This is a genomic window from Paraburkholderia sp. 31.1 (genome assembly GCF_014397645.1).
GTDB classification, from domain to species: Bacteria; Pseudomonadota; Gammaproteobacteria; order Burkholderiales; family Burkholderiaceae; genus Paraburkholderia; species Paraburkholderia tuberum.
In genome coordinates this window covers 121,525-147,160 of record NZ_VZQN01000013.1, presented here as the reverse complement: position 1 = coordinate 147,160, position 25,636 = coordinate 121,525, and the positions used below count along the sequence as shown (strand labels likewise).

Genomic DNA, 25,636 nt, shown 5'->3' with positions numbered 1-25,636 from the left:
ACGATTGCGGCCGCCCCATCCTTGCATGAAATGGCACAACTAGGAGACAGGTTTTGGAATCGGAGCACAGCCACGCAAGCTCTCTGGCGACCGGATACCGGAGCGTCGCCATCGGAGCACCTTCAGCGCGGATCGAGAAACGCGGCGACTGCTGGTACCTCGAGACACTTGAACCTCTGGGTCCGTTTCCGGAGCGGTTTACGGACCGCCTGCTGAGCGGCGCACGCGCGCATCCCGACCGGCTGCTCGTCGCACGACGCGATGCCGGTGGCGCGTGGCAGGGCATCACGTATGCGCAGATGCTCGAGCGCGCGCGTGCGATCGGGCAGGCGCTGCTCGATCGTGATCTCAGCGCGGAACGCCCGTTGGTGATCCTGTCGGGCAACAGCGTCGAACATATGCAACTCGCGCTCGGCGCGATGTGGGCGGGTATCGCTTATGCACCCGTTTCGCCGGCCTATTCGTTGATGTCGGGCGATTACGGAAAGCTGCGCCATGTCCTCGAACTGCTCAAACCGGGTCTGGTTTACGCGGACGATATCGGCGCGTACACAGCGGCGCTCGATGCCGCGCTGGGAAGCGACGTCGAACGTGTCAGCGCGGTGCCCGCGCCAAACGCGTCGAGAGTGACGCGCTTCGACGCATTGCTCGACACGGCCCCGCGCGACGTCGACGCTGCCAACGCGCGCGTGAACGGCGACACGATTGCGAAGTTCCTGTTCACGTCCGGCTCGACGAACCTGCCGAAAGCCGTGCCGACGACGCATCGCATGCTGGGCGCAAACCAGCAGATGCTGCTCGAAACCTTTCCGCAGTTCGGCATCGAGCCGCCGGTCCTCGTCGACTGGCTGCCGTGGAATCACACGTTCGGCGGCAGCCACAACGTCGGCATCGTGCTGTACAACGGCGGCACGCTCTATATCGACGACGGCAAACCCGTGGCCGGCAAATTCGACGAGACGCTGCGCAATCTGCGTGAGGTCGCGCCGACCATCTACTTCAACGTGCCGAAGGGTTGGGAAGAACTGACCATCGCGCTGGAAAAGGATGCGGCGCTGCGCGAGCGGTTTTTCTCGCGCGTGAAGATGTATTTCTTCGCGGGCGCCGGTCTGTCGCAGGCGGCGTGGGAGCGTCTCGAGCGCGTAACGCTCGAACATTGCGGAGAGCGCATCCGCATCATGGCCGGGCTCGGCATGACCGAGACCGCGCCGTCGTGTCTGTTCACGACGGGACCGGTATCGTGCGCCGGCTATATCGGCTTGCCGCCGCCCGGGTGCCAGACCAAGCTCGCGCCCGTCGATGACAAATTCGAAGCGCGCTTTCGCGGCCCTCACGTGATGGGCGGTTACTGGCGAGCATCGCCGGCGCTTCAGAGCAGCGTGTTCGACGATGAAGGCTACTACCGCACAGGAGACGCCGTGCGTTTCGTGGACCCGCAACGTCCCGAACTGGGCCTGATGTTCGATGGCCGCATTGCGGAGGACTTCAAGCTTGCGTCGGGAACGTTCGTCAGCGTCGGGCCGATGCGCGCGCGCATCATCAGCGAAGGGGCGCCCTACGTTCAGGATGCCGTCATCACGGGGATGAATCGCGACGAAGTGGGCGCGATGATTTTTCCGCGCCTCGACGCATGTCGCTCGTTGGCGGGTTCGCCCGCGGCTGCGAGCGCCGAGGACGTGCTCAACACGGCCGCCGTGCGAGATTTCTTCAGCGAGCTCGTCGCGCGGCTGAATCGGAGCGCGACAGGCAGTGCCTCGTTCATTGCCCGCATGCACCTGCTGAGCGTGCCGCCGTCGCTCGACCTCGGCGAGATCACCGACAAAGGCTCGATCAATCAGCGCGCCGTGCTCCAGCACCGGGCCGCGCTCGTGGAAGCGATGCACGTGGCCGACGCCGCCGACGCGACCGTGATCCATGCGCGCAGAGGCAGCTAGTCCAGGGACAGGAAGAAATGACGTTGACTTATCAGGCGCCGCTACGCGACATGCGCTTCGTGATGGACGAGTGGCTCGACGCCGCTTCGTGGTGGCGCGACGTGCCCGACTGGCAAGACCTCGACTCGCAGACCGCGCAGCAGGTGCTCGAGGAAGCGGCGCGTTTCGTCGAGGAGCGCATCGCGCCGCTCAACGCGAGCGCCGATCTCGAAGGATGTCGTTTCGACGCGGGCAAGGTGACGACGCCCGCGGGCTTTCGCGAGTCCTACGCGGAATTCGTCGAAGCGGGTTGGCCGACATTATCGCTCGACACCGGGCACGGCGGACAGGGTCTGCCGCAGCTTCTCGACGTCGCACTTCAGGAAATGCTCGCGGGCGCCAACCATGCATGGTTGATGTCGCCCGGGCTCACGCACGGCGCGACGGCATGCTTGCAGACGTATGGCAGCGAACGCGTGAAAAAGGCATTGCTGCCGAAAGTCGCGAGTGGCGAGTGGCTATCGACGATGTGTCTGACCGAGCCCCAGGCCGGCAGCGATGTCGGCCTGATCCGTTCGCGCGCGACTGAAGCACCGGGCACCGACGGGTATTTCATCGACGGCAGCAAGATCTTTATCAGCGGCGGCGCGCACGATCTGACGGAGAACATCGTTCATCTGGTGCTCGCTCGAGTGCCCGATGCGCCGCCCGGCACGAAAGGGTTGTCGCTGTTCGTCGTGCCGGAATGGCTGGAAGACGGCGACGGTGGGCGCTCGTGCAATGGTGTCTATTGCGAAGGCATCGAAAAGAAAATGGGCCTGAAAGGCAGCCCGACCTGCACGATGCGCTTCGAACGCGCATTCGGTTGGCTCGTCGGTGAAGCGCATCGCGGTCTCGCGTGCCTGTTCGTGATGATGAACGCGGCGCGGCTGCAGGTTGCGATGCAGGGCCTCGGGCATGCGCACACCGCGTGGCAACGCGCGCACGCTTACGCGCAGGAACGCGCGCAGATGCGTGCAGTGAGCGTGCCGCCCGGTGCGAACGTCGCACCGGGGAAGGCTGCGCCGATTGCGTTTCATCCGGCCATGCGGCGGATTCTGATGGAGCTGCGCGCGATCGTCGAAGGCGAGCGCGCGATCGGTTACTGGACCGCGCATTGGCTCGACATCGCCGCACGTCATGCCGACGCCGCCGAACGGGAACAGGCGGCGCAGCTCGCATCGCTGTTGACTCCGATTGCAAAGGCGTTTTTTACGGCCAACGGTTTCGGCGCTGCATCGAACGCGCTGCAGGTGTTCGGCGGCTACGGCTACATCCACGAGTACGGCATTGAACAGACGTTGCGCGATAGTCGCGTGTCGATGTTGTACGAAGGCACCAACGAAATTCAGGCGATCGATCTGCTGATTCGGAAGGTGCTGCCCGATGGGGCGGTGGCGTTCGATGTGCTGCTTCGCCACGTGCGCGCGGAAGCGCGGCTGTGCCAGGAGTCCGATCCGCCGGTTCGTGCGGCCGGCGCGAAGCTCGCAGAGCTCGCACAGACAGTGGAGAGCACGACACGGTCGATCAAGGCACGCCACGCGCAAGACCCGGAGACGGCATACCGGGTCGCGGACGACTATCTCGCGATGCTTGGCTGGATGCTGCTGGCGTTCGCATGGGCGCGCGCGCTGCGAATTGCGACGCCGCAATGCGAGGCGGAAACATTCTATGTGGAGAAGCGGGAGACGGGCCGCTTCTTCTTCGACTACCCGCTCGCGGCCTTCGCTTATCGCCGCAGCCTCGTTGCAGCCGGGTGCGAGGCAACGCTGCCGTACGTTTGAAGGTCAGCTCGAGCAACACCTGCCGGATCAATACCGCTCGGCCACGTATTTAAACGGATAGTCTGGTTCCTTATAACCGTCGGGCTTTTGCCGTTTCGGCAGCGAGACCTTCTTGCGGGCAGGCTGCTTGTACGGAATCCTCTGAAGCATGTCGCTGATGATGTTCAGTCGCGCGCGCCGCTTGTCGTTTGAATTCGCTATGAACCACGAAGCATAGTCGGTGTCCGACGCCGCGAGCATCTCATCGCGGGCACGCGAGTAGTCATACCATCGGCTATAGGATTTCAGGTCCATCTCGGTCAGTTTCCAGATCTTGCGACCGTCGTGGATGCGTGCCTCGAGACGTCGGGTCTGTTCCTCGGGGCTGACCTCGAGCCAGTACTTGAGGAGGATGACCCCGGATTCGACGATCGCCCGCTCGACGAGCGGCACGGCCTTGAAGAACGTCTGCACGTCCTCCTCGGAGCAGAAACCCATCACGCGCTCGACGCCGGCGCGGTTGTACCAGCTGCGGTCGAAAATGACGATCTCGCCCGCGGCCGGCAAGTGCGGCACGTAGCGCTGCATATACATCTGGCTTTTTTCACGTTCGCTAGGCGCGGGCAATGCAACGACGCGGAAGACGCGCGGACTGACGCGCTCGGTCATCGCCTTGATCGTGCCGCCTTTGCCCGCGCCGTCACGTCCCTCGAAGACGACGCAGACCTTGCTTCCCGTTTGCACGACCCATTCCTGCAGCTTGACGAGCTCGACATGCAGATCGAAAAGCGCCTTGCGATATTCCTTGTACGACAGCGCCCTGTCTTGCTCGGGCTGCTCGTTTTCCGACTTCGTTTTGGCCATTCTCTTCTCCCCAGCGCGGACTGTTCCAGCGTACTACGCAATGATCCATTCCCAAGGTAGAGCGCGACGCGAAGCAGGGCCATACGACCTTGGTCCAATATCGCCGGTACAGGGCGCGCTGTATGCTGCGGGCGTCTGCTCGCGCCTGCCCGATCCGACTGTGCTCGTCGCGCCTCATCCGTATGCCAGCAAAGGGCAGGTTCGGTTCACGTCATCGCCACAGGAGGCCTCATGGATGCCACGGGTCACACGGAGCAGGAAAACGTCGGCGACAGGGAGCCGGTTCTCGATGTCGTCGATCGAGTGTGCGAGTCATGTTTCGGCCTCTTCATGGCGCTGACGTTCGTCGGCACCGTTTCGGCCGTCGGCGCGGGTGCCGACGCGGGGCACAAGATGTTCTACACCGCGCTCGGCTGCAATCTCGCATGGGGCCTCGCGGACGCGGTGATGTTCCTCGTGCGTACGCTGGTGGCTCGCGGCAGGCGTGTGACGCTTGCGCATTCCGTGCGAGGCCAGCCGAATGCGGCCGCGGGCGTTCGGACGCTTCGCGACGCAATGGCCGCGTGGCTCAGACCGTTGATCGGCGATACGGAGCTCGAGTCCATCCGCAGGCGTGTTGCGGCGCGGCCGGATCTGCCGCAGCGAGCAGTATTCGTGCGCGATGATTTCACCGCCGCCGCGGCTATCTTTGTGCTCGTAGTAGCCGCAACATTCCCGGTCGCGTTGCCCTTCGTGCTGTTCGCGAACGTTCCGACGGCGCTGATCGTCTCCCGTGTCTTGACTATCGCGATGTTATTCGGCAGCGGCATGGCGCTGGGGCATTACGCGGGATTTCGCGGCTGGCAGGCCGGCCTTGCGATGGCCGCGGTCGGCGTCCTGCTCACCGTGGCGATCATCGCGCTCGGCGGATGATCGAGGTCGGCCCCGCCAATCAGCTTCGCTGGCTTCGCGTTTCATTCATCATCGACACCGCGCTTCCTGTAAGACCAAGGTCCGATTCCGCAGCGGTTTCAGCGTGACATCATGTATCTGCAAGCGTTGTAGTCGTCGCATCCGGATACCGAAGAAAATCGACGCGCGGCGATGGCATTGATGGTTCCTTGGGCGGCTATGCCGCTTCACGGCGGAGAAAAAAGATCGAGGCTTCCAGCCATCAGGACTGGCGACTCGGATCGTAACCAGAACGGAGTCGATAGTGAACAGACGGAACTTTGTGCACACGCTCGCGCTTACATCCATGGCCGCGAGTCTGGCTTTGGCGGGTTGCACGACGACCGGAGGCAGTGGCGAGAGCGCCACTACCGACGCCGCCAAACGGCAGGAGATCGACGCGGCCGTGAACGGTGCGCTGTCGAAATTGTTCGATACGGTGCAAGGCTCGCACGAACTCGTATCGAAGGCGCAGGGCGTGCTGGTGTTTCCTTCGGTGAGGAAGGCGGCGTTCATCGTCGGTGGCGAGTACGGTGAAGGGGCATTGCGCGTCGGCGGAGCGACGGTCGGCTATTACAGTACCGCCGCGGCATCGTTCGGATTGCAGGCCGGCGCGCAGTCGACCGCCGTGTTCTTCCTGTTCATGACGAAAGATTCGCTCGATAAATTCCGCAACGCGAAGGGCTGGTCGGCGGGCGTCGATGCTTCGGTTTCACTGCTGAAAGTCGGCGCTACCGGCGCGATCGATACCTCGTCGGTGACCGCCGAGGTCGTCGCGATGGTCTTGACCAATACGGGCTTGATGGCCGACCTGTCGCTGGCCGGCACCAAGGTTACACGCATGAATCTGTAGCAGGGCGCGGCAAGCAGCGGCATTCGATCGAATCGTCATGGCGCTGTCACACGGCGGCGCGTCTACCGCGTGTTGCGCGGTTTCGTTACTGCGAGGCCGCGCGACACGCTACGCGTGCCTTGGCACGGCGACGCGCAGCGGATAGTTTTTGGCGGACCCACCCCACCTAGCCTCCCAATCATCCCTCCCGTTGTCCCCACGAAACGCTGCGAGCCAGATGCGCTCGCGACTCGCAGCGACGCTGCCTGTAATCTGCACTGACCTTCCTGTTTATTCAATACCGGTAGAAAAGACGAAGCCGAAACACGCCTTCTCGCCGCGGTGCTGCGTTTAGTCATCTGCCTGGCATAATTTTATTTTTTGTGGTCGATGAATGAAAATGATTCGCACTGGAATAGCGGGCGATAAAAGCGTTGAATTGCGTCAAAAAAACCTATCGCCGACCAATTAATTAAATTGGAGAATTAGCGTTGGGTATACCCGCTGACTCTGCGATTCGCGATGCATGAAAGCTTTACGGTTGGAAGTTTCCATCTGAAAGCGCTATCGCGCCGGGCTTCACGGGCTAGTGCAAATCCGTCACGGCGCAGGGAACATTGCGGCTCGTACGGCGACGTTGCCAGTTTGCTAACTTTCCTGTGCGTGCAAACGGGCGGCACGGACACTGCCTCGCCCGGCAATAACTAACTGCCTAACAAACTCTGTCGCCATTTTCAGATTGATGGCGGACAACGCAGAACACTATTGAGTAGTTTCCCGAGTAAGCGGCATAAATTAAGGTAACCCTTCGGTAAGTGATTCTGGATAGCCTATACTGACTTCCAGCCACCCGACGTGCGAAGTAGCGATTGTGAAGTCAATTATGTGGTTCGAAGCCCAAAGATAAAGACGTCGCAGTTGTACGGAATCCGTTCGCACTGGACCCGGAGGTGCCAATGATTAATCTGATCGTGTACGGCAGACACCTGGCGATCGGGGTAGCGGGAATTCTCACGGCGCTGCACGCGCAACCGCGCCACATGGGTCAATGCGGCCCGTCCCAGATCGACAATGCGCGCAACGACGGTCCTCCACTATCCGGGCACGACCGTTCCAGACAGTTTTCACCCAGGCATCACCGGTTTCAGCACGCTCGCAATATCCCCGGCGTGTCGAGCCGACAGAGTACCCGCGATACCCGCGAGCCGCCGTACGCGTTGCCGGCATGGCGGCGCTATGTCGCCGCTTGCGCGTCGTGGCTGCGAGGCGAAGGCGATAGCAGCACGCGGCGCATCCTCGACGCGAGCATGCCGCTGTGCGAGACGCTCGAAATGTTGCCGGTTCCGATCGTCACGGTCGACCAGCGGGACCAGATCATCTTCGCGAACGCGCGGGCGGCGCAACTGTTCGGCTACACGAGGGAAGAGCTGATCGGCGCGCCAACCGCCAAGCTGTTTCCGATCGATGGCATCAATGCCGATCGGTCGGGCCCAGGCAATCGTGGCGCGAAGATACAAATCCCCGGCGTCACGACCACGCAGATTCTGATCGCGCGGCGGCGCGATGGCGGCGGCTTTCACGCGGAGGCGGAAACCACGCGATGCCGCGTGCACAATCAGGAATTGCGGATCACCGCGATATCGGATTGCAGTGCGTGCGGCGAAGTCGATGGAAATACGAGGGATCTAGCGCATCTCGCGCGCGTTTCTTCATTGGGCGAACTTGCCGGATCGCTCGCGCACGAGTTGAAGCAGCCGCTTACCGCGATCCTGTTCAACGCGCAAGCCGCACGCAAATTCATGGATGCGGAGACGACCAACGTAGTGGAGCTGCGCGAAGCGCTCGAAGACATCGTGGCCGACAATTGCCGCGCGAACGAGGTGCTGCAAAGGATTCGCGCATTGGTGCGCAAAGGCGATGTCGAGTTGCAGTTGCTGGACGTCGGCAACGTCGTGCGCGACATCGCGACGCTCGTGCACAGCGATGCGTTGACGCGCAGCGTGCGCACGAGCTTCGACATTCCGAACAATCTGGCGCTCATTTGCGGCGACAAGGTTCAGCTTCAGCAGGTGATCCTGAACCTGCTGCTCAACGCTTTCGACGCGGTCAAGGATTGCCCTGCCGCGGACCGCCTCGTCGAAACGACAGCGCGTGAGGAAGCGGACGGACTGATACGGATAACGGTAAAAGATCGCGGCCAGGGCCTCGACGTCGACAGCATGGAAAGGATTTTCCGGCCATTTTTCACCACCAAACCGCAGGGGCTCGGACTGGGTCTTTCGATCAGCCGCACGATCGTCACGGCGCACCGCGGCCGGCTGTGGGCGGAAAACAACGAGGGCAAAGGGGCATCGTTTCACGTCACGCTTCCCGTCGCGACCGATATCCGACAGAGACTCGTGCCCCGATCATCATGAACCAGACCAACACTCGCGTCTTCATCGTCGACGACGACGACAGCGTGCGCAGCGCGCTCGCCCGCTTGCTGCGCGCCTCCGGCTACCAGGTCGAATGCTTCGACAGTCCTGAGGCCTTTCTCGAACGAGCCGATCTGACGAGCATGCCAGCCTGCCTCGTTCTCGACCTGCAGATGCCGGGCATGACGGGACTCGAAGTGCAGCGCAAGCTCGATCAGCTGCTGCCGATCGTATTCCTGACCGGGCACGGCGACATCAGCTCGAGCGTCGACGCGATGAAAGGCGGAGCGGTCGACTTTCTGCCCAAGCCGGTGCGCGACTCGCTGTTGCTCGCCGCGGTGGATCGCGCGCTCGCGCGCGCGTGTGTGGAAAGCAGGCGGCGCCACGAACGCGAGGAAATAGAAGAGCGGATGCGGCATCTGACCCGCCGCGAACGCGAAGTCATGGAACTCGTCGTGACTGGCCGCCTGAACAAACAGGTTGCGAGCGATCTGGGCGCGGCCGAAAAAACGATCAAGATTCATCGGGCCCGCGTGATGGAGAAGATGAAGGCCCGATCGATCGTCGACCTCGTTCATCTGGTGCGAAAGGGCGGCGTTTGTACGGCCGACGAAGAATAATCGCCCGAACCAGGCGCCGACTCCCGCGTTGCGCCGCCACTTTGAGCGGCGCTGGCCGACATCGCTAGTGGACCAAAGTCTTATATCTCATCGGGGTTTCAACCAGTACGCTAAGGCATCAGTGGTCCACTTTCCGGAGCGACTGCGCGTTCGCGCTGTCATATGGTCAACCCTAACCAATTCGTTGCGGTGGTCGACGATGACGAGTCGGTGTGCCGAGCCATCAAGCGTTTGCTGCATTCCGAAGGTATCAGGGCGGAGACGTTTTGCAGCGGTGACGAGTTCTTGAATGCGCTTGTGGCAATTCCGTCGTATCGCCCTGCCTGCGTGATTCTGGATGTCCAGATGCCGGGAACCAACGGCCTGGAAGTCCAGCGTCAGCTCGCGCAAATGGGCGTGCCGGTCATCGTGATTACCGCCTATGACGACCTCTCCGTCCGCCAGAGCGCGCTCGCGGCCGGCGCGGCCGCGTATCTGCGCAAGCCTTTCACCAGCGCGATTCTGTTCAAGGCGGTCGAGGTGGCCATCGGCGGTCCGCCGACACCCTGAACGCGCGTCTTCGCGCCGGATGATATGAGACCAAGGTCCGATTGTCGCCGTTTCTTCGGACCACCAAACTGAACTCAGTCAACGCGTCGAACCGACACCGGCTGCGCCGCACCGAATTCGAAACCGGACGGGTTGCGGCGCGTGCGTGCCTTTGCGCGTGCGATGCGCCGCGCGGAGTGCGGCAGCGTTCAAGGATAAAAGCGGGAGCGCACGTGATGAAATCAATTTCGGTTTGTCTCGCGATTCTTCTCGGTACCGCTGCGATGCAGGTGGGCGCGGCGGACTTCGACGGCAGCAAGCGGCTGATCTGCGCGACGATCGACGCGCACGCCTGCGATCCGGGCATCGCCTGCACACGCGCGTTGCCCGCGGATCTCGGTCTGCCGAAATTCCTGACTCTCGACTTCGACAAACGCGCGGTCGTCGGTCCCGCGCGCACGACGCCGATGCTGTCGGTCACCAAGGAGGCGGATCAGCTCCTGATCCTCGGCAATGAGTTGGGCTTTGGCTGGACGCTGGTCGTCGATTCGACGGACGGCGAGATGACGCTGACGATTGCCAACAGAAACGATGCCTTCGTGCTGTTCGGCAACTGCACGCCTTTGTGATCAGGCGGAGTGCGCGATGAAAACCGTACCCGTTTCCCTGGTCTCGCCGCGGCCGGATTCTCGCGGCGCTCTCCCATTGCTCGCCGTCGTCGCGGCGCTGACGCTGCTCACCTTGCTCGCGTCGTGCAAGAAGGCGCCACCGCCGCCGGTCGCCGCCGCGCCGGAAGTGACCGTGATGACCGTGACGCAACAGGACACGCCGGTCGACTTCGAATTTACCGCGCAAACGCAGAGTTCGCGTGAAGTCGAGATCCGCTCGCGGGTGGACGGCTTCCTCGACAAGCGCATGTACACCGAAGGCGCGTTGGTCAAGACGGGACAAACGATGTTCCAGATGGACCGCAAGCCGTTCGAGGCCGCGCTGCGGACCGCGAAAGGGCAACTGGCCCAGCAGCAGGCGCGTCTCGAAGTCGCCAAGGCCAATCTCGCGCGCGTGGTGCCGTTGGCGGCGCAGAACGCGTTGAGCAAGAAGGATCTCGACGACGCGGTCGGCAACGAGAAGCAGAGCGCCGCCGCGGTGATCGCCGCCCAGGGCGAAGTCGACACCGCACTGCTGAACCTCGGCTACACGACGATCAAGTCTCCGCTGAACGGCCTGTCGAGCTTCGCGCGTCTGCAGGATGGCAGCTACGTGACGGCGACCTCGAACGGTTTGCTGACCTACGTGTACCAGCTCGATCCGATGTGGGTGAATTTCAGCATCTCCGAGAACGAGATGCTGAAGTACCGGGATGACATCGCGGCAGGACATCTGCGATTTCCCGCGCACGACAATTTCTCCGTGCATCTGATTCTCGCCGATGGCTCGCCCTATGCCGAGCAAGGCCAGATCAACTTCGCGAACCCGGCGTTCAATACCGAAACGGGAACCTTCCTCGTGCGCGCGACCTTCGAAAACCCGAAGGGCACCTTGCGCCCCGGCCAGTTCGTGCGGGCCCGCGTTTCCGGCGCGATCCGGCCCAATGCGACGCTCGTGCCGCAGCGCGCGGTGTTGCAGGGCGCGAAGAGCAACTTCGTGTGGGTCGTCGATAGCGACTCGAAGGCGCATCAGCGCGTCGTCGAAGTCGGCGACTGGCAGGGCGATAACTGGTTTATTTCCGACGGACTCAAGGCGGGCGAGCGCATCGTCGTGGACGGCGCGCTGCGCGTTACCGCGGATTCGCAGCTGAAAATCATCAAAACCCTGGCGGCCGGCGGGAAAAGCCAGGCGGCGGTGGCGACCGCTGCATCGCAAGGCGCCGCGGCAGCGCCCGCCGCCGAGTGACGGGGCAGTCGCCATGAACATTTCGCGCTACTGCATCGATCGGCCGATTTTCGCGTCAGTCATTTCGATCGTCATCACGCTCGGCGGCGCATTGGCGATGTTCTCGCTGCCGGTCGCGCAGTACCCCGATATCACGCCGCCGCAAATCACGGTGTCCGCCACCTATCCGGGCGCCAGCGCCGAGGTCGTCGCGAACAATGTCGCCGCACCGATCGAGCAGCAGGTCAATGGCGCGGACAACATGATCTACATGAACTCGTCGAGTTCGTCGACCGGCAGTATGACGCTTAACGTGTACTTCCAGATCGGCACGAACCCCGAACTGGCCCAGGTCGACGTGCAGAACCGCGTGAATCTCGCGCTGCCGCAACTGCCGCAATCGGTCCAGGCGCAGGGCATTCAGGTACAGAAAAAGTCACAGGCGTTCATGATGGTGATCGCGATCTATTCGCCCACCAACCGCTACGATTCGACGTATATCGCGAACTTTACGAACATCTACGTGCTTGACGCGATCAAGCGGATTCCGGGCGCGAATCAGTCGAGTATTTTCGGCAATCCAGACTACGCGATGCGCATCTGGCTGAAGCCCGACCGAATGGCGCAGCTCGGCGTGACGGCCGCCGACGTGCAACGGGTCGTCGCGAACCAGAACCAGCAGTTCGCGGTGGGCAGTATCGGACAGTCGCCGACCAGCGGAGAGGTCCAGCAATCGTTCGCGGTCACGACCACGGGGCGCCTCGCCGAGCCTTCGCAGTTCGACAACATCATCGTGCGCGCCGCGAACGGCGGCGCGGCGATCGTGCGGCTCAAGGACATCGGCCGCGCCGAGCTCGGCCAGAAAGACTACTCGATTCGCAGCCGCTTCCAGGGCAAGCCGGCCACCGTGCTCGCCGTGTATCAGCAGCCGGGCGCCAACGCGCTCGACGTGGCGAAGCAGGTGCGCACGACACTCGCGGAACTGAAGAAGTCGTTTCCGGAAGGCATGACCTACGAAATCGCGATGGACACGACCGAGTTCACGCGAGCGTCGATCTCGGACGTGATCCATACGTTCTTCGAAGCGCTGGTGCTCGTCGTGATCGTCGTGTTCGTATTCCTGCAAAGCCTTCGCGCGACGCTGATTCCGATCATCGCGGTGCCGGTGTCGATCGTCGGCACCTGCATGTTCATGCTGCTGCTGGGCTTTTCGATCAACATGCTGACCTTGTTCGGCATGGTGCTCGCGATCGGTATCGTCGTCGACGATGCGATCGTCGTGATCGAGAACGTCGAGCGCAACATGACCGTGTACAAGCTGTCACCGAAAGAGGCCTCGAAGAAGGCGATGGACGAAGTCGCCGGCCCGGTCGTGGCGATCGTGCTGGTGCTGTGCGCGGTGTTCGTGCCGGTCGCGTTTCTCGGCGGCATCACCGGCCAGATGTACAAGCAGTTCGCGATCACGATCGCGATTTCGGTGGTGCTGTCCGGCATCGTCGCACTGACCTTGTCACCGGCGCTCGCCGCGTTGCTGCTTAAAAGCACGCACCACGAGAAGAAGGGCTTTTTCCGCTGGTTCGACAATCAGTTCGCCCGCATGACGTCGGGCTATACACGCGCGGTCAAGCTCATCATCAAGCGCTTTGTCATGGGGCTCGTGTTTTTCGCGGCGATGATCGCGCTGGCGGTGCTGATGGTGCGCTCGATTCCGTCGGCGTTCCTGCCGCCTGAAGACCAGGGTTATCTGCTCGGCGCGGTCATCATGCCGGACGCGGCTAGCCTCGACCGCACCGGCCAGGTGTCGCAAGTCATCACTGACTATTTCATGAAACAGGAGGCGGTCGGCAGCATCACCACGGTCGATGGTTTCAGCCTGCTCGACAACCAGAACAAGAACAATGCCGGCACCTTCTTCGTCGGCCTGAAGAGCTTCGACGAACGCTATACGCGCGCCAACCGCGCGACGCAGAACGCGCGCCAGGTGCTGCTCGACGCGTATCGCCACTTCGCGAACGTCCAGGAGGGCATTATTCTGCCGGTCAACCCACCGTCGATTCCGGGGCTCGGCACGACGGGCGGCACGGAGGTGTGGATTCAGAGCAAGGGCGACGCGACCATCACACAGCTCGCGGGCGTGGCCGACCAGTTCGTGCAGAAAGCGCGGGCGCGCAAGGAGCTGACCGGCGTCACGATGACCTTCAATGCGGCGTCGCGGCAACTGCTGGTCAACGTGGATCGCGACAAGTCGGAGACGCTCGGCGTGCCGGTCGAAGACGTCTATAGCGCGATGCAGACGATGTTCGGCTCGCTGTACGTATCGCAGTTCAATCGTTCGAGCCGGCTGTGGCAGGTGATCCTGCAGGCGGAGCCGCGGTATCGCCTGAAGCCTACTGATCTCGATCAGATCTTCGTGCGCAGCACGAACGGCACGATGGTGCCGATCAAGTCGGTGGCAAGCTACCGCTTTACGACGGGCCCGGACCTCGTCACGCGATTCAATAATTTCCCGGCCATCAAGGTCACGGCGAACGCCGCGCCGGGCTACAGCTCCGGACAGGTGATCTCGACGCTGGAACAGATCGCCGCGCAGATGCCGGAAGGCTACGACGTCGCATGGAGCGGCGAAGCATTCGAGGAACGGCAGTCGGGCGGCACGTCCGGGCTCGTCTTCGTATTCGGTCTCGTGATGGTGTTCCTGATCCTCGCCGCGCAGTACGAGAAGTGGTCGCTGCCGGTCGGCGTGCTGATGGCGGTGCCGTTCGCGCTGTTCGGCGCGCTGCTCGCGATCATGCTGCGCGGCCTGTCCAACGACGTCTACTTCCAGATCGGTTTGACGATGCTGGTCGCGCTCGCCGCGAAGAACGCGATCCTGATCTTCGAATTCGCGGTGCTCAATCGCGAGACCGGCGCCTCGGTGTTCGACGCGACGATGACCGCGGCGGAAGAACGGCTGCGCCCGATCGTGATGACCTCGCTCGCGTTCATTCTCGGCTGCGTGCCGCTCGCGATCGCGACGGGCGCGTCGGCCAACAGCCGTCATTCGATCGGCACCGGTGTGATCGGCGGCATGTTGGGCGCGACGGCGATCGCCGTATTCTTCATCCCGATGTTCTATTACCTGCTCGAATCCATGTCGTCGCGCTCGAAGGGAGGCAAAAAGCCGACGCCGGGCGTGGAGCCCAGCGGCGGCGCAGGACGCGAACCCTCGGCGGTGCCGGGGCCCGGTGCGTCGAGCGAGGCGCCGTCCGCGCCGCAGGCAGGTGAATAACATGCACGGCACGGCACCGGCGCGTTTGCTCGCCTCCGTCATGCTGCTCGCGCTGAGCGGATGCCTGCTAGGCCCCAACTACCAGCGCCCGGCGGTCGACGTGCCGGCCACTTATCGTTTCGCCCAGGGCGAGGCCGCGGGCATCGCCAACGCCGTGTGGTGGGAGCAGTTTCAGGACCCGGTGCTCGATCAGCTGATCGCCGCCGCGCTGCAGGACAATCGCGACGTGAAGGTCGCGGCCGCGCGGGTGGACGAGTTTCGCGGGCAGTTCGTGACCACGCGCTCCGGGCTGTTCCCGCAGCTTTCGGCAGGCGCCGACGCGTCGCGTCAACGGGTCTCGCAGGACGAAGGCGTGCCGGTGCCGACGGGCGTGAGCCCCGTCTACAACCAGTTCGACGCGACGCTGGCGGTGTCCTGGGAACTCGATCTGTTCGGCAAGGTGCGCCGGGAGACGGAGGCGGCACGCGCGAATCTGCTCGCAAGCGAAGAGGGCCGCCGCGCCACGATTCTGACGCTGGTGAGCTCGGTCGCGTCGGCCTACATCAATCTGCGCAGTCTGGACCGGCAGCTAGAGATCGCGAAGGAGACCGTGCAAAGCCGCGCGGAATCGGTGCGCGTGTTCGAGGCGCGCTTCCGCTACGGCGAGGTCTCGCAGATGGAACTCGCGCAAAGCCAGTCGGAGTATCAAGCCGCGCAAGTCACGATTCCGCAGCTCGAAGCGCAGATCGCCCAGCAGGAAGACGCGTTGTCCGTGTTGATCGGCAGGAATCCCGGCGCGATACTGCGCGGCCGTGAGCTGTCGCAGATGGGCACGCCGCCGATTCCCGAGGGGCTGCCGTCCGATCTGCTCGAACGCCGTCCCGACCTGCTGGAGGCCGAGCAGACGCTGGTCGCGCAAAACGCGCTGATCGGGGCGGCGCGCGCGCTGTACTTCCCGTCGATTTCGCTGACCGGGCTGTTCGGTTCGGTCAGCGCGCAGTTCTCGAATCTGTTCACCGGCCCGGCGCGCGTGTGGTCGTTTGCCGGCAGCGTCACGCAGCCGATCTTCACGGCGGGCAACATCACCGGCCAGGTGCACCAGGCCGAAGCGCGCCAGCAGGAATCGCTGTACTCGTACGAAAAGGCGATCCAGGTAGCGTTCCAGGAGGTCGAGGACGCGCTCATCTCCGTGCAGAAGACGCATCAGGCACTCGATGCGCAAAACCTCCAGGTCGAGGCGCTGCACACCTATGCGCACCTCGCGCGGCAGCGCTACGAAGGCGGCTATACGAGCTACATCGAAGTGCTCGATGCGGAGCGCAGCCTGTTCAACGCGCAACTGACCTATGCGCAAACTCAAGGCGCGGTGCTGGCCTCGTACGTCACGCTCTATAAGGCGACGGGCGGTGGCTGGGTGGCCGAGGCGGAAAAACTGACGGCGCCGCCGCCCGCGCCGCAAAACTCGCCGGCGATGGCGCCGGTCTCGCAGAACGCGCCCGCGCCGGCTGGAACGTCGGGTGCAGTGGAGGCGAGATGACGGGCAACGAGCTGATTGCGTGCGAAGAGTGCGACCTGCTTCAGCTCGGCGCGCCGCCCGCCGCCGGCAATGCGTTGCGCTGCCGGCGTTGCCGCGCGGAGCTCAGGCGCGGACGCTCGAACGGGCCGGAGTATGCGCTCGCATTCTCGTGCGCGTCCGCGGTGCTGCTCGTGATCTCGAACGTGTTTCCGATCGTCGGTCTGTCGCTGAACGGCCATGTCGTGCAGACGACGCTCGCGGGTTCGGTGCGCATGCTGTACAGCCACGGCTCGTGGCCGCTCGCCTTGCTGGTCGGCCTGACGACGATCGTCACGCCGGTGCTGCAAACCGCGGCGATGCTGTGGCTGCTGCTGCCGCTGCGCTTCGGGCGCGTGCCGTGGCGGCCGGCCGAGTGCTTTCGTCTGTTTCAGTTCGCGCGGCCGTGGGGCATGACCGAGGTGCTGATCCTCGGCTTGCTGGTCGCGCTGGTCAAGCTCGCGCATATCGCCAAGGTGGTGCCGGGCACTGCGCTGTGGTCGTTCATCGCGCTGATGCTGCTGCTCGCGGCCGCGGCGGCGACCTTCGATCCGCATGAGGTGTGGGCGCGCATCACGGCAGCGCGTGGCGCGCGGGCGTGGCAGTTGCCGCCGATCCGCGTGCGCCGCAACGCCATCACGGCGTCTGCCTACGGGCTCGTGCTGTGCGAAGAATGCGGCCTGCTGCTCAAGCAGCCCAGCGGCGCGGTCAAGCACGTCTGTCCGCGCTGCAAGGCGCCGTTGCACCAGCGCAAGCCCGCGAGCCTGTCGCGAACGTGGGCGTATCTGGTGGCCGCGATGGTGCTCTACATTCCGGCCAACGTGCTGCCCGTGATGGACACGAGTTCGCTGTTCGGCACGCAGAAGGACACGATCCTGAGCGGCGTGGTGTATCTGTGGGTATCGGGCTCGTGGCCGCTCGCCGTGCTCGTATTCATCGCGAGCATCGTCGTGCCGATGCTGAAGATTCTCGGCATCGGGTATCTCGCGCTGTCGACCCAGCTTCGTTGGCAATGGCTGCCGGGGCAGCGCACGCGGATCTATCGCCTGATCGAGCTGATCGGTCGCTGGTCGATGCTCGACATCTACGTGATCACGATGCTGGTCGCGCTGGTGCAGTTCCAGGCGCTGGCGACGATCAAGGCGGGGCCGGCGGCGATCGCGTTCGGCGCGGTCGTCGTGCTGACCTTGCTCGCCTCGATGGCGTTCGATCCGCGCCTGATGTGGGACGCTTTGGAGACCGAACGTGTCCACTCCGACTGAAGAGCCCGAACTGCCCGCCGCGGAGCCGGTGCCGCGCTCGCGCTGGCGGATGCAACTGGTCTGGCTCGTGCCGATCGTGGCGATCCTGATCGGCGGCTGGCTGGCGGTGAAGGCGGTGATGGAGCGCGGCGAGCAGATCAGCATCAGCTTCAAGACCGGCGACGGTCTCGAAGCGGGCAAGACCAAGCTCAAGTTCAAGGACGTCGATATCGGCGTGGTCGAAGCGGTCTCGCTGACGCCGGACCACAAGCGCGTGGTGGCCAAGGCCGAGGTGACGCGCGACGTGTCGGACCTGCTCGTCGACAACACGCGCTTCTGGGTCGTGCGTCCGCGCATTTCGGGCGGTACGGTGTCGGGGCTCGGCACGCTGCTGTCGGGCTCGTATATCGACGTCGACGTCGGCAATTCGCCAAAAGCGCGCCGCAGTTTCGTCGGCCTCGAGGAGCCCCCCGTGATCGCGAGCGACGTGCCAGGGCACGAGTACACGTTGCACGGCACGGGACTTGGCTCGCTCGACGTGGGTACGCCCGTGTTTTTCCGCAGAATTCAGGTGGGCCAGGTCGCGTCGTACCAGTTGGACCCCGACGGCCACGGCGTCACGGTGAAGGTCTTCGTCAACGCGCCGTATGACCGCTTCGTCAGAACCGACACGCGCTTCTGGCACGCCAGCGGTGTCGACATGTCGTTCGACAGCAGCGGCTTGCGCGTCGAAACGCAGTCGATCGTGTCGATCATCATCGGCGGGATCGCGTTCGAATCGCCGCCTGGATCGCAGGTAGAGACGAGCGCCGATACCAGCACCCGGTTCGACCTGTACACCACGCGCGCCGACGCGATGAAGATGCACGATCGCATCGTCGTCAAATACGTGGTGAACTTCACGGATTCGGTGCGCGGTCTGACGGTTGGCGCGCCGGTCGATTTCCGCGGCGTCGAAATCGGCGAAGTGACGGCGCTCTACACGCGCTTCGATCCGGACACCCGCCGCTTCAGCAGTCCGGTCGAGATCAATCTCTATCCGGAGCGGTTCACGTCGCGCTATCAGAACGACGGCGCCGGCGGACACCTCACCAACGACCCGCGCGGTCTCGCGAACTATCTGGTCGAGCACGGCTTCCGCTTCCAGTTGAGAACCGGCAATCTGCTGACCGGCCAGCAGTATCTCGCGCTCGACTATTTCCCCGACGCGCCGAAGGCGTCGATCGACTGGAACAAGACGCCGCCCGAAATGCCCGCGATTCCGCGCACGCTGCAATCGCTGCAGGAATCGGTCACGCGACTGCTCGCCAAGATCAACAACATACCGTTCGAGGATATCGGCAAGGATGCGCGCTCGACGCTGCGCACCACCAACGCGATGCTCGGGCAGCTCAACACGCAGGTCGTGCCGAAAGCGCGCGACACGCTGCTGTCCGCGCAATCGACGCTCGATTCCGCGAATGCCGCGCTGCAGCCCGACTCGTCGCTGCAGCAATCGACGGAGGACGCAATGCGTGAATTGACTCGCACCGCTGCCTCGCTGCGCACGCTGGCCGACTATCTGGCGCAGCATCCGGAATCGCTCGTGCGCGGCAAGTCCGAGGACAGGAAGCCATGACAGATGCGATGCGCCGCTTCGCGGCCGGCCTGATGCTCGCGCTCGCCGGCGCTCTGCTCGGCGCCTGCAAGTCGCCGGCGACGAACTTCTACACGCTGAGGCCCGACGAGTCGTTGAGCAGCACCGGCGCGAGCCGGCCGATCGCGGCGGTGATCGGTCCGGTCACGATACCCGAGATCGTGGACCGGCCGCAGATCGTCACGCGGATCGCTAACAACGAGGTCGCGGTCAACGAATTCGACCGCTGGGCGCAGCCGCTCGGTGGCGACATCGGCCGCGTAATCGCGGCCGATCTCGGCGCGCTGCTGAACTCGCAGCAGATTTCGGTATTCGATGCGGTACGCGATCCGTCCGTCGTCTGGCGCGTGCGGATCGACGTGATGCGCTTCGAGTCCGTGCCGGGGCGCGACGTCACCGTCGATGTGCTGTGGACCGTGCGGCCGCCCGGCAAGGTCCGCGCCATCACCGGCCGCTCGGTCGCGCGCGAGAGCGTGTCCGGTCCCGGATTCGAGCCGATCATCGCCGCCCACGATCTCGCGCTCGCCTCGGTGAGCCGCGATATCGCCGCAGCGGTGCAGGCAAAACCCGCTCAATGAGACGTCGCGCTGCGTCACGTCGACACGCGCCGCGCCCGAACCCGTGCGCTGCACCGGGTCGCGCGCACAATAAGACCTTGGTCCGATTGCTAGAGCTCTGGGCCAACTCCACGATTCAATCGATGCACGGCGCGTGCCTCGGCACCGATCGTGACGCGCACCTTTCAGGAGTCTTCCGATGGACGCTGAAACGCTGTTGTCACAAAGCCAGGACATTGCCTCAAAAATCACCCACGTGCTGCAGAAGCGCACGCAAATCGCCCAGCGGCATCTGAATGAACGGGTCACCGAAACGCTGGGGCTCGATCACGATGGCGCCCCGACCGCAAGCGCGATGCCCGCGCCATTCGATCCGCTCAGTGCGTGGCAATACACGGTAGATGCCGCGCAGCGCTCGCTGCTGTTCTGGGACACGCTGTACCGGCGCGGCAACGAGTTCGTCGAACGCAGCGTCAGCGGTCCCGCGCCGGTGCTGCATTTCGAGTACGACATGGTGCTGGACGGCCGCAAGTTCGAACGGCCGGTCAACTATGCGCTGCTGCAACTTCGTCCGCTCGAAGGCGTGGGCGTGGACGTGCGCAAACGCCCGTATCTGATCATCGATCCGCGCGCGGGGCACGGCCCCGGCATTGGTGGCTTCAAGGACGATTCGCAGGCGGGCATCGCGCTGCGCGCGGGCTATCCCGTCTACTTCGTGGTGTTCTTTCGCGACCCCGAGCCCGGTCAGACCCTGCTTGACGTCTGCAACGCCGAGCAGCTATTCGTGCGGAAGGTGCGCGCGCTGCATCCCGACAGTCCGAAGCCCGCGATCATCGGCAATTGCCAGGGCGGCTGGGCGGCGATGATGCTCGCCAGCTCCGACCCCGAGGAGACCGGCCCGATCGTCATCAACGGTGCGCCGATGTCGTACTGGAGCGCGGCCTGGAGCGAAGGCGAGGGCGACAACCCGATGCGTTACGCGGGCGGCATGCTGGGCGGCGCGTGGCTCGCGTCGTACGCGGCGGATCTTGGCAACGGCAAGTTCGACGGCGCGTATCTGGTGGAGAACTTCGAGAACCTGAATCCCGCCAACACGTTCTGGGACAAGTACTACCACCTGTTCTCGAACGTCGATACGGAGCCGCCACGCTTTCTGGAATTCGAGCGCTGGTGGGGCAGCTACTACCTGATGAATCGCGAGGAGATCGAATGGATCACGCGCAACCTGTTCGTCGGCAACAAGCTGTGGTCGGGCGGAGTGACGAACAGCAGCGGCCAGGCTTTCGATCTGCGTGAAATCCGCTCGCCGATCATCCTGTTCGCGTCGATGGGGGACAACATCACGCCGCCTCAACAGGCGTTCAACTGGGTGGCGGACCTTTACGGCAGCACCGAGGAGATCAAGTCGCGCGGCCAGGTGATCGTCGGTCTGACGCACCAGAACATCGGGCATCTCGGCATTTTCGTGTCCGGGAAAGTCGCGAAGAAGGAGCACAAGCAGATCATGTCCGTGCTCGAGACCATCGAAACCTTCCCGCCCGGACTCTACGGCATGACCATCAACGAGGCCAGCAACGCGGCCGGGGAGATCGAATACGAAGTCGAATTTCATGAGCGGCGGCTCGAGGAGATTTCCGCGCATTTCAACCGCTTCGGCCGCATCGACGAAAAGCCGTTCGAAGCGGTCGCCGCGGTGTCCAATCTGAATCAGCGCATGTATGAACTGCTCGCGCGGCCGTTCGTGCAGGCGATGTCGAACGAAACGAGCGCCCGCCTGCTGCGCCAGTTTCATCCGCTGCGCTGGCAGCGCTGGGCCGTGTCCGCGATGAACCCGTGGCTTGGCTGGCTGCCGGCGGCCGCGCAGTCGGTTCGTGAGAATCGCCAGCGGGCCGCCGCCGATAACCCGTGGAGCAAGCTCGAACACAACGGCTCGCAAATGTTCAGCGCGTCGCTGGACTATTACCGCGCGATGCGCGACGCGGGGACCGAGGCCAGCTTCTTCAGCGTGTACGCGAATCTGTATGCGACGTATCTGAGCAAGCCGGGCGCCGATGGCGTGGCCGCGCAAGCCGGCGCGATCGATCCGCGCGAGCTGCCGTTCGTGCGCACGGCGTTGCAGGCGATCGGCGACGGCGGCTACACGGAGGCGCTCGGGCGCGCGGCCTTTCTGTTGTCGCGCAAGGGCGGGTCGTTGCCGCTCGCGCGCCTGGAGATGCGCAAGGAGATCGCCGAAAGTTACGTGGAGTACCTGCCCGACATCAGCCCCGATCACTGGCGGCGGATCCGGGGCGAGCAGGAAATCATCGTCAGCTTCGAACCGGACGAGGCGATAGCCACGCTGCCGAAGCTGCTTTCCCACAGCGAGGACCGCGAGCGCTTTCTACAACTGCTCGACAAGCTGGCGAGCGACGAGCGCGTGTTGAACACCGCGCCCGACGCCGCGCAAAAGGAGGCGTTCGAACGCATCCGCGCGGTGCTGGGTTCGCGCGAGAGCCGCAAGCGCAACGCACGTTTGCCCGACCCCACTCGCACGTGAGCAACCGGCGCGATGCGCGGCAGGACGCAAGCGTGACGGAACCGTGTGCACGGCGCCCGTGTGCACGGCTCCCGTCAGCATGGCGTGCCACGCGTCACGAATCCAACGCACCGTACACACGAGGAATACGCAGATGGAAAAGCACGCGAAGTATCAGCGTCTGATCGATTTCTGCCGGACGCTGCCGGCGATGCCGACAGCGGTCGCGCATCCGTGCGACCAGAGTTCGCTCAATGGCGCGGTCGAAGCAGCCGGGATGGGACTGATCGCGCCGCTGCTGGTCGGGCCGCGCGCGCGCATCGAAGCGATTGCCGCCGAACACGGCATCGACATTTCGAACTTCACGATCGTCGATGCGCCGCATAGCCATGCCGCCGCGGCAGCAGCCGTGCAACTGGTGCGCGAAGGCAAGGCGGAGGCCCTGATGAAAGGCAGCCTGCATACGGACGAGCTGATGGCCGAGGTGATTCGCCGTGACACCGGCCTGCGCACCGAGCGGCGCATCAGCCATTGCTTCGTGATGGACGTGCCCGGGTACGAGAACGCGCTGATCATCACCGACGCCGCGATCAACATCTTGCCGACGCTCGAAGAGAAGGTCGACATCCTGCAGAACGCGATCGATCTCGGGCACGCGCTGAAACTTGACGAAGTCCGCGTGGCGATCCTGTCCGCGACCGAGAGCGTCAATCCGAAAATTCCATCGACGGTGGAAGCGGCGGCGCTGTGCAAGATGGTGGACCGCGGGCAGATCACCGGCGGGCTGGTCGACGGTCCGCTCGCACTCGACAACGCGATCAGCATTGAAGCCATGCGCATCAAGCAGATCGAGTCGCGGGTGGCCGGTCGCGCCAATGTATTGATGGTGCCGGACCTCGAAGCGGGCAACATGCTCGCGAAAAGCCTGTCGTTTCTCGCCGGCGCGGACGCGGCGGGCATCGTGCTCGGCGCGCGCGTGCCGATCATTCTGACGAGCCGCGCGGATTCTCTGTCGACGCGTCTCGCGTCGTGCGCGGTCGCCGCGTTGGTGGCCAAGGCACGGCGCGAGGCCGGCAAGGTGGTCGGGTGACGTCATGGCGGATGTGATCCTCGTATTGAACGCAGGTTCGTCGAGCCTCAAGTTCAGCGCCTTCGACGCGCAACAAGCGCAACTCGAGCTCATTTTGCGCGGTCAGATCGAAGCGCTGTACACGAGCCCGCGTTTTCGCGTGACGGACCGCGACGGTAATGCCAGCTCGCACGAATGGGGCGATGGCCATCGGCTCGGCCATCAGGGCGCGATCGAATATCTGGGCGGTTTTTTGCACGACCACGGCGGCGGCAATCAACTGAAGGCGGTCGGGCATCGCGTCGTGCACGGCGGGCAGCGCTTTGCCGGCCCCGTCCTCGCGACCTCCGAGGTGATCGACCAGCTGGACAGCCTGAGCCCGCTCGCGCCGCTGCATCAGCCGCATAACCTGACCCCGATCCGCATCCTCGCGCAGCTGCGTCCCGACCTTCCACAGGTCGCGTGCTTCGACACCACGTTTCATCGCACGCAGACCGAGACCGCGCAGGCCTATGCGCTGCCCCCGTCGATTACCGACCACGGCGTGCGGCGCTACGGTTTTCACGGGCTCTCGTACGAATACATCGCGAGCGTGCTGCCGGAGATCGCGCCGGCCGCGGCGGCGGGGCGCACCGTCGTCGCGCATCTGGGCAACGGCGCGAGCATGTGCGCGATGGTCGCGGGCAAGAGCGTGGCGAGCACGATGGGCTTCACGGCGGTGGAAGGCCTGCCGATGGGCACGCGTTGCGGCAGCCTCGACCCCGGCGTGATGCTCTATCTGCTCGACGAGCTGAAGATGGATACGCAGTCGATCGCGGACCTCATTTACAAGGGCTCGGGGCTGCTCGGCATGTCGGGCATCTCGGGCGACATGCGCGTGCTGCTCGACAGCAACGACCCGCGTGCCCGCTTTGCGATCGACGTCTACACCTACCGGATCGGGCGCGAACTCGGCAGTCTCGCCGCGGCGATGCAAGGTCTCGACGCACTGGTGCTGACGGCCGGCATCGGCGAGCACGCCGTCGCAATCCGCGAGCGCATCGTGCGCGATGCCGCGTGGCTCGGCGCCGAACTCGACGAAGCGGCCAATCGGGCGGGCGGCCCGCTGATCACTCGCGCCTCGAGCAGGCTGCCGGTCTGGGTCGTGCCCACCAACGAGGAACTGATGATCGCCCGCCATACGCGCGCTGTCGCCCCATAGAGGAGTATCACCATGACGATCGAGCAACCGCGTTTGATTCTGGAGGGAGCGAAGGCCCTCGTGACCGGCGTCGCCAACGAGCATTCGATTGCCTACGGATGCGCGAAGGCGTTTCGCGACCTCGGCGCGAGCGTCGCGCTCACCTATGCGAACGACAAGGCGCTTCCTTATGTGGAACCGATAGCCAAAGCACTCGATGCCGAGATCTTCATGCCGCTCGACGTAACGGGCGAGGACGAAATGGAGGCCGTGTTCGACCGGATCGAGAAGACATGGGGAAGCCTCGATATTCTCGTTCACGCCGTTGCATGGGCGCCGAAAGCGGATCTGCAGGGCGGCTTGCTGCAATCGTCGCGCGAGGGCTTCCTGAGCGCGATGGACATCTCCTGCCATTCGTTCGTGCGGATGGCGCGCCTTGCCGCGCCGCTAATGAAAGACGGCGGCACCATGCTGACAATGAGCTACTACGGCGCGAACAAGGTCGTGCCGAACTACAACCTGATGGGCCCCGTCAAGGCGGCGCTCGAAGCCTGCGCGCGCTATCTGGCGTTCGAGCTGGGACCGAAGGGCATCCGCGTGCACGCGATTTCTCCCGGGCCGCTGCAGACCCGCGCCGCTTCGGGCCTGAAGGATTTCGAGCTGCTGCTCAACGAAGCGGTGCAGCGCGCGCCGCTCGGCGAACTCGTCGACATCATGGATGTCGGCTATACCTGTGCGTTTCTGGCCACGCCGTATGCCCGGCGGGTGTCCGGTTCTACCTTGTATATCGACGGCGGATTGAACATCGTGGCATAGGGCCTGTTCACGCTAATAACGGGCTTGCGCTGGCCGCCAGAAGGG

General features: G+C 64.0%; 19 protein-coding genes. 18 read left to right on the top strand and 1 reads right to left on the bottom strand.

All coding sequences use genetic code 11. From position 1 onward, the window contains the following. Window positions 1-53 precede the first annotated feature (53 nt). On the top strand, window positions 54-1,934 hold the full coding sequence (locus tag F6X37_RS12585; protein WP_187611526.1) for a feruloyl-CoA synthase: 1,881 nt from the start codon (window positions 54-56) through the stop codon (window positions 1,932-1,934). 17 nt (window positions 1,935-1,951) lie between these two features. Continuing rightward, entirely contained in the window at window positions 1,952-3,736 is a 1,785-nt protein-coding gene (locus F6X37_RS12580; protein ID WP_187611525.1) for an acyl-CoA dehydrogenase family protein, read from the top strand. A gap of 27 nt (window positions 3,737-3,763) precedes the next feature. Here the strand turns inward: F6X37_RS12580 and ppk2 are convergent, their stop codons facing one another. Next, on the bottom strand, window positions 3,764-4,579 hold the full coding sequence (gene ppk2, locus F6X37_RS12575; RefSeq protein WP_187611524.1) for a polyphosphate kinase 2: 816 nt from the start codon (window positions 4,577-4,579) through the stop codon (window positions 3,764-3,766). 231 nt (window positions 4,580-4,810) lie between these two features. Between ppk2 and F6X37_RS12570 the strand changes: the two genes are divergently transcribed. The 16 genes from F6X37_RS12570 to fabI all read left to right on the top strand — a co-directional run bounded on the left by F6X37_RS12570 (window position 4,811) and on the right by fabI (window position 25,591). Beyond that, on the top strand, window positions 4,811-5,491 hold the full coding sequence (locus F6X37_RS12570; protein WP_187611523.1) for a hypothetical protein: 681 nt from the start codon (window positions 4,811-4,813) through the stop codon (window positions 5,489-5,491). Between the two features lie 283 nt (window positions 5,492-5,774). Further along, window positions 5,775-6,362, top strand: coding sequence for a YSC84-related protein (locus F6X37_RS12565; RefSeq protein WP_410451272.1), 588 nt, complete (start codon window positions 5,775-5,777; stop codon window positions 6,360-6,362). Window positions 6,363-7,297: 935 nt separating this feature from the next. After that, window positions 7,298-8,758, top strand: coding sequence for a PAS domain-containing sensor histidine kinase (locus tag F6X37_RS12560; RefSeq protein ID WP_187611522.1), 1,461 nt, complete (start codon window positions 7,298-7,300; stop codon window positions 8,756-8,758). Further along, the gene (locus F6X37_RS12555) at window positions 8,755-9,378 is read left to right on the top strand and encodes a response regulator transcription factor (RefSeq protein WP_187611521.1); all 624 of its coding nucleotides are present in this window, start codon (window positions 8,755-8,757) and stop codon (window positions 9,376-9,378) included. The genes F6X37_RS12560 and F6X37_RS12555 overlap by 4 nt, the downstream gene beginning before the upstream one ends. Before the next feature lie 162 nt (window positions 9,379-9,540). Next, the gene (locus F6X37_RS12550; RefSeq protein WP_184061877.1) at window positions 9,541-9,927 is read left to right on the top strand and encodes a response regulator transcription factor; all 387 of its coding nucleotides are present in this window, start codon (window positions 9,541-9,543) and stop codon (window positions 9,925-9,927) included. Window positions 9,928-10,142: 215 nt separating this feature from the next. Next, on the top strand, window positions 10,143-10,535 hold the full coding sequence (locus F6X37_RS12545; protein ID WP_090808966.1) for a hypothetical protein: 393 nt from the start codon (window positions 10,143-10,145) through the stop codon (window positions 10,533-10,535). A gap of 16 nt (window positions 10,536-10,551) precedes the next feature. Next, window positions 10,552-11,799: an efflux RND transporter periplasmic adaptor subunit gene (locus F6X37_RS12540; protein WP_187611520.1), complete on the top strand. Its 1,248-nt coding sequence runs from the start codon at window positions 10,552-10,554 to the stop codon at window positions 11,797-11,799. A gap of 13 nt (window positions 11,800-11,812) precedes the next feature. Continuing rightward, window positions 11,813-15,046, top strand: coding sequence for an efflux RND transporter permease subunit (locus F6X37_RS12535; RefSeq protein ID WP_187611519.1), 3,234 nt, complete (start codon window positions 11,813-11,815; stop codon window positions 15,044-15,046). Window position 15,047: 1 nt separating this feature from the next. Next, entirely contained in the window at window positions 15,048-16,562 is a 1,515-nt protein-coding gene (locus F6X37_RS12530; protein WP_187611518.1) for an efflux transporter outer membrane subunit, read from the top strand. Further along, window positions 16,559-17,839: a paraquat-inducible protein A gene (locus F6X37_RS12525; RefSeq protein ID WP_187611517.1), complete on the top strand. Its 1,281-nt coding sequence runs from the start codon at window positions 16,559-16,561 to the stop codon at window positions 17,837-17,839. Before F6X37_RS12530 ends, F6X37_RS12525 begins: the two co-directional genes overlap by 4 nt. Next, window positions 17,823-19,436, top strand: coding sequence for an intermembrane transport protein PqiB (locus F6X37_RS12520; protein WP_187611516.1), 1,614 nt, complete (start codon window positions 17,823-17,825; stop codon window positions 19,434-19,436). Before F6X37_RS12525 ends, F6X37_RS12520 begins: the two co-directional genes overlap by 17 nt. Next, window positions 19,433-20,032 carry a membrane integrity-associated transporter subunit PqiC gene (locus tag F6X37_RS12515; protein ID WP_187611515.1) on the top strand — a complete coding sequence of 200 codons (600 nt, stop codon included), beginning with the start codon at window positions 19,433-19,435 and terminating at the stop codon, window positions 20,030-20,032. The genes F6X37_RS12520 and F6X37_RS12515 overlap by 4 nt, the downstream gene beginning before the upstream one ends. 178 nt (window positions 20,033-20,210) lie before the next feature. Then, on the top strand, window positions 20,211-22,547 hold the full coding sequence (locus F6X37_RS12510) for a DUF3141 domain-containing protein (RefSeq protein WP_187611514.1): 2,337 nt from the start codon (window positions 20,211-20,213) through the stop codon (window positions 22,545-22,547). 79 nt (window positions 22,548-22,626) lie between these two features. Beyond that, window positions 22,627-23,616: a phosphate acetyltransferase gene (locus F6X37_RS12505; RefSeq protein WP_187611551.1), complete on the top strand. Its 990-nt coding sequence runs from the start codon at window positions 22,627-22,629 to the stop codon at window positions 23,614-23,616. Between the two features lie 4 nt (window positions 23,617-23,620). Then, window positions 23,621-24,796, top strand: coding sequence for an acetate/propionate family kinase (locus tag F6X37_RS12500; protein ID WP_187611513.1), 1,176 nt, complete (start codon window positions 23,621-23,623; stop codon window positions 24,794-24,796). A gap of 12 nt (window positions 24,797-24,808) precedes the next feature. After that, a complete protein-coding gene (fabI, locus tag F6X37_RS12495; protein ID WP_187611512.1) occupies window positions 24,809-25,591 on the top strand; it encodes an enoyl-ACP reductase FabI in 783 nt (260 codons plus the stop codon). Window positions 25,592-25,636 lie beyond the last annotated feature (45 nt).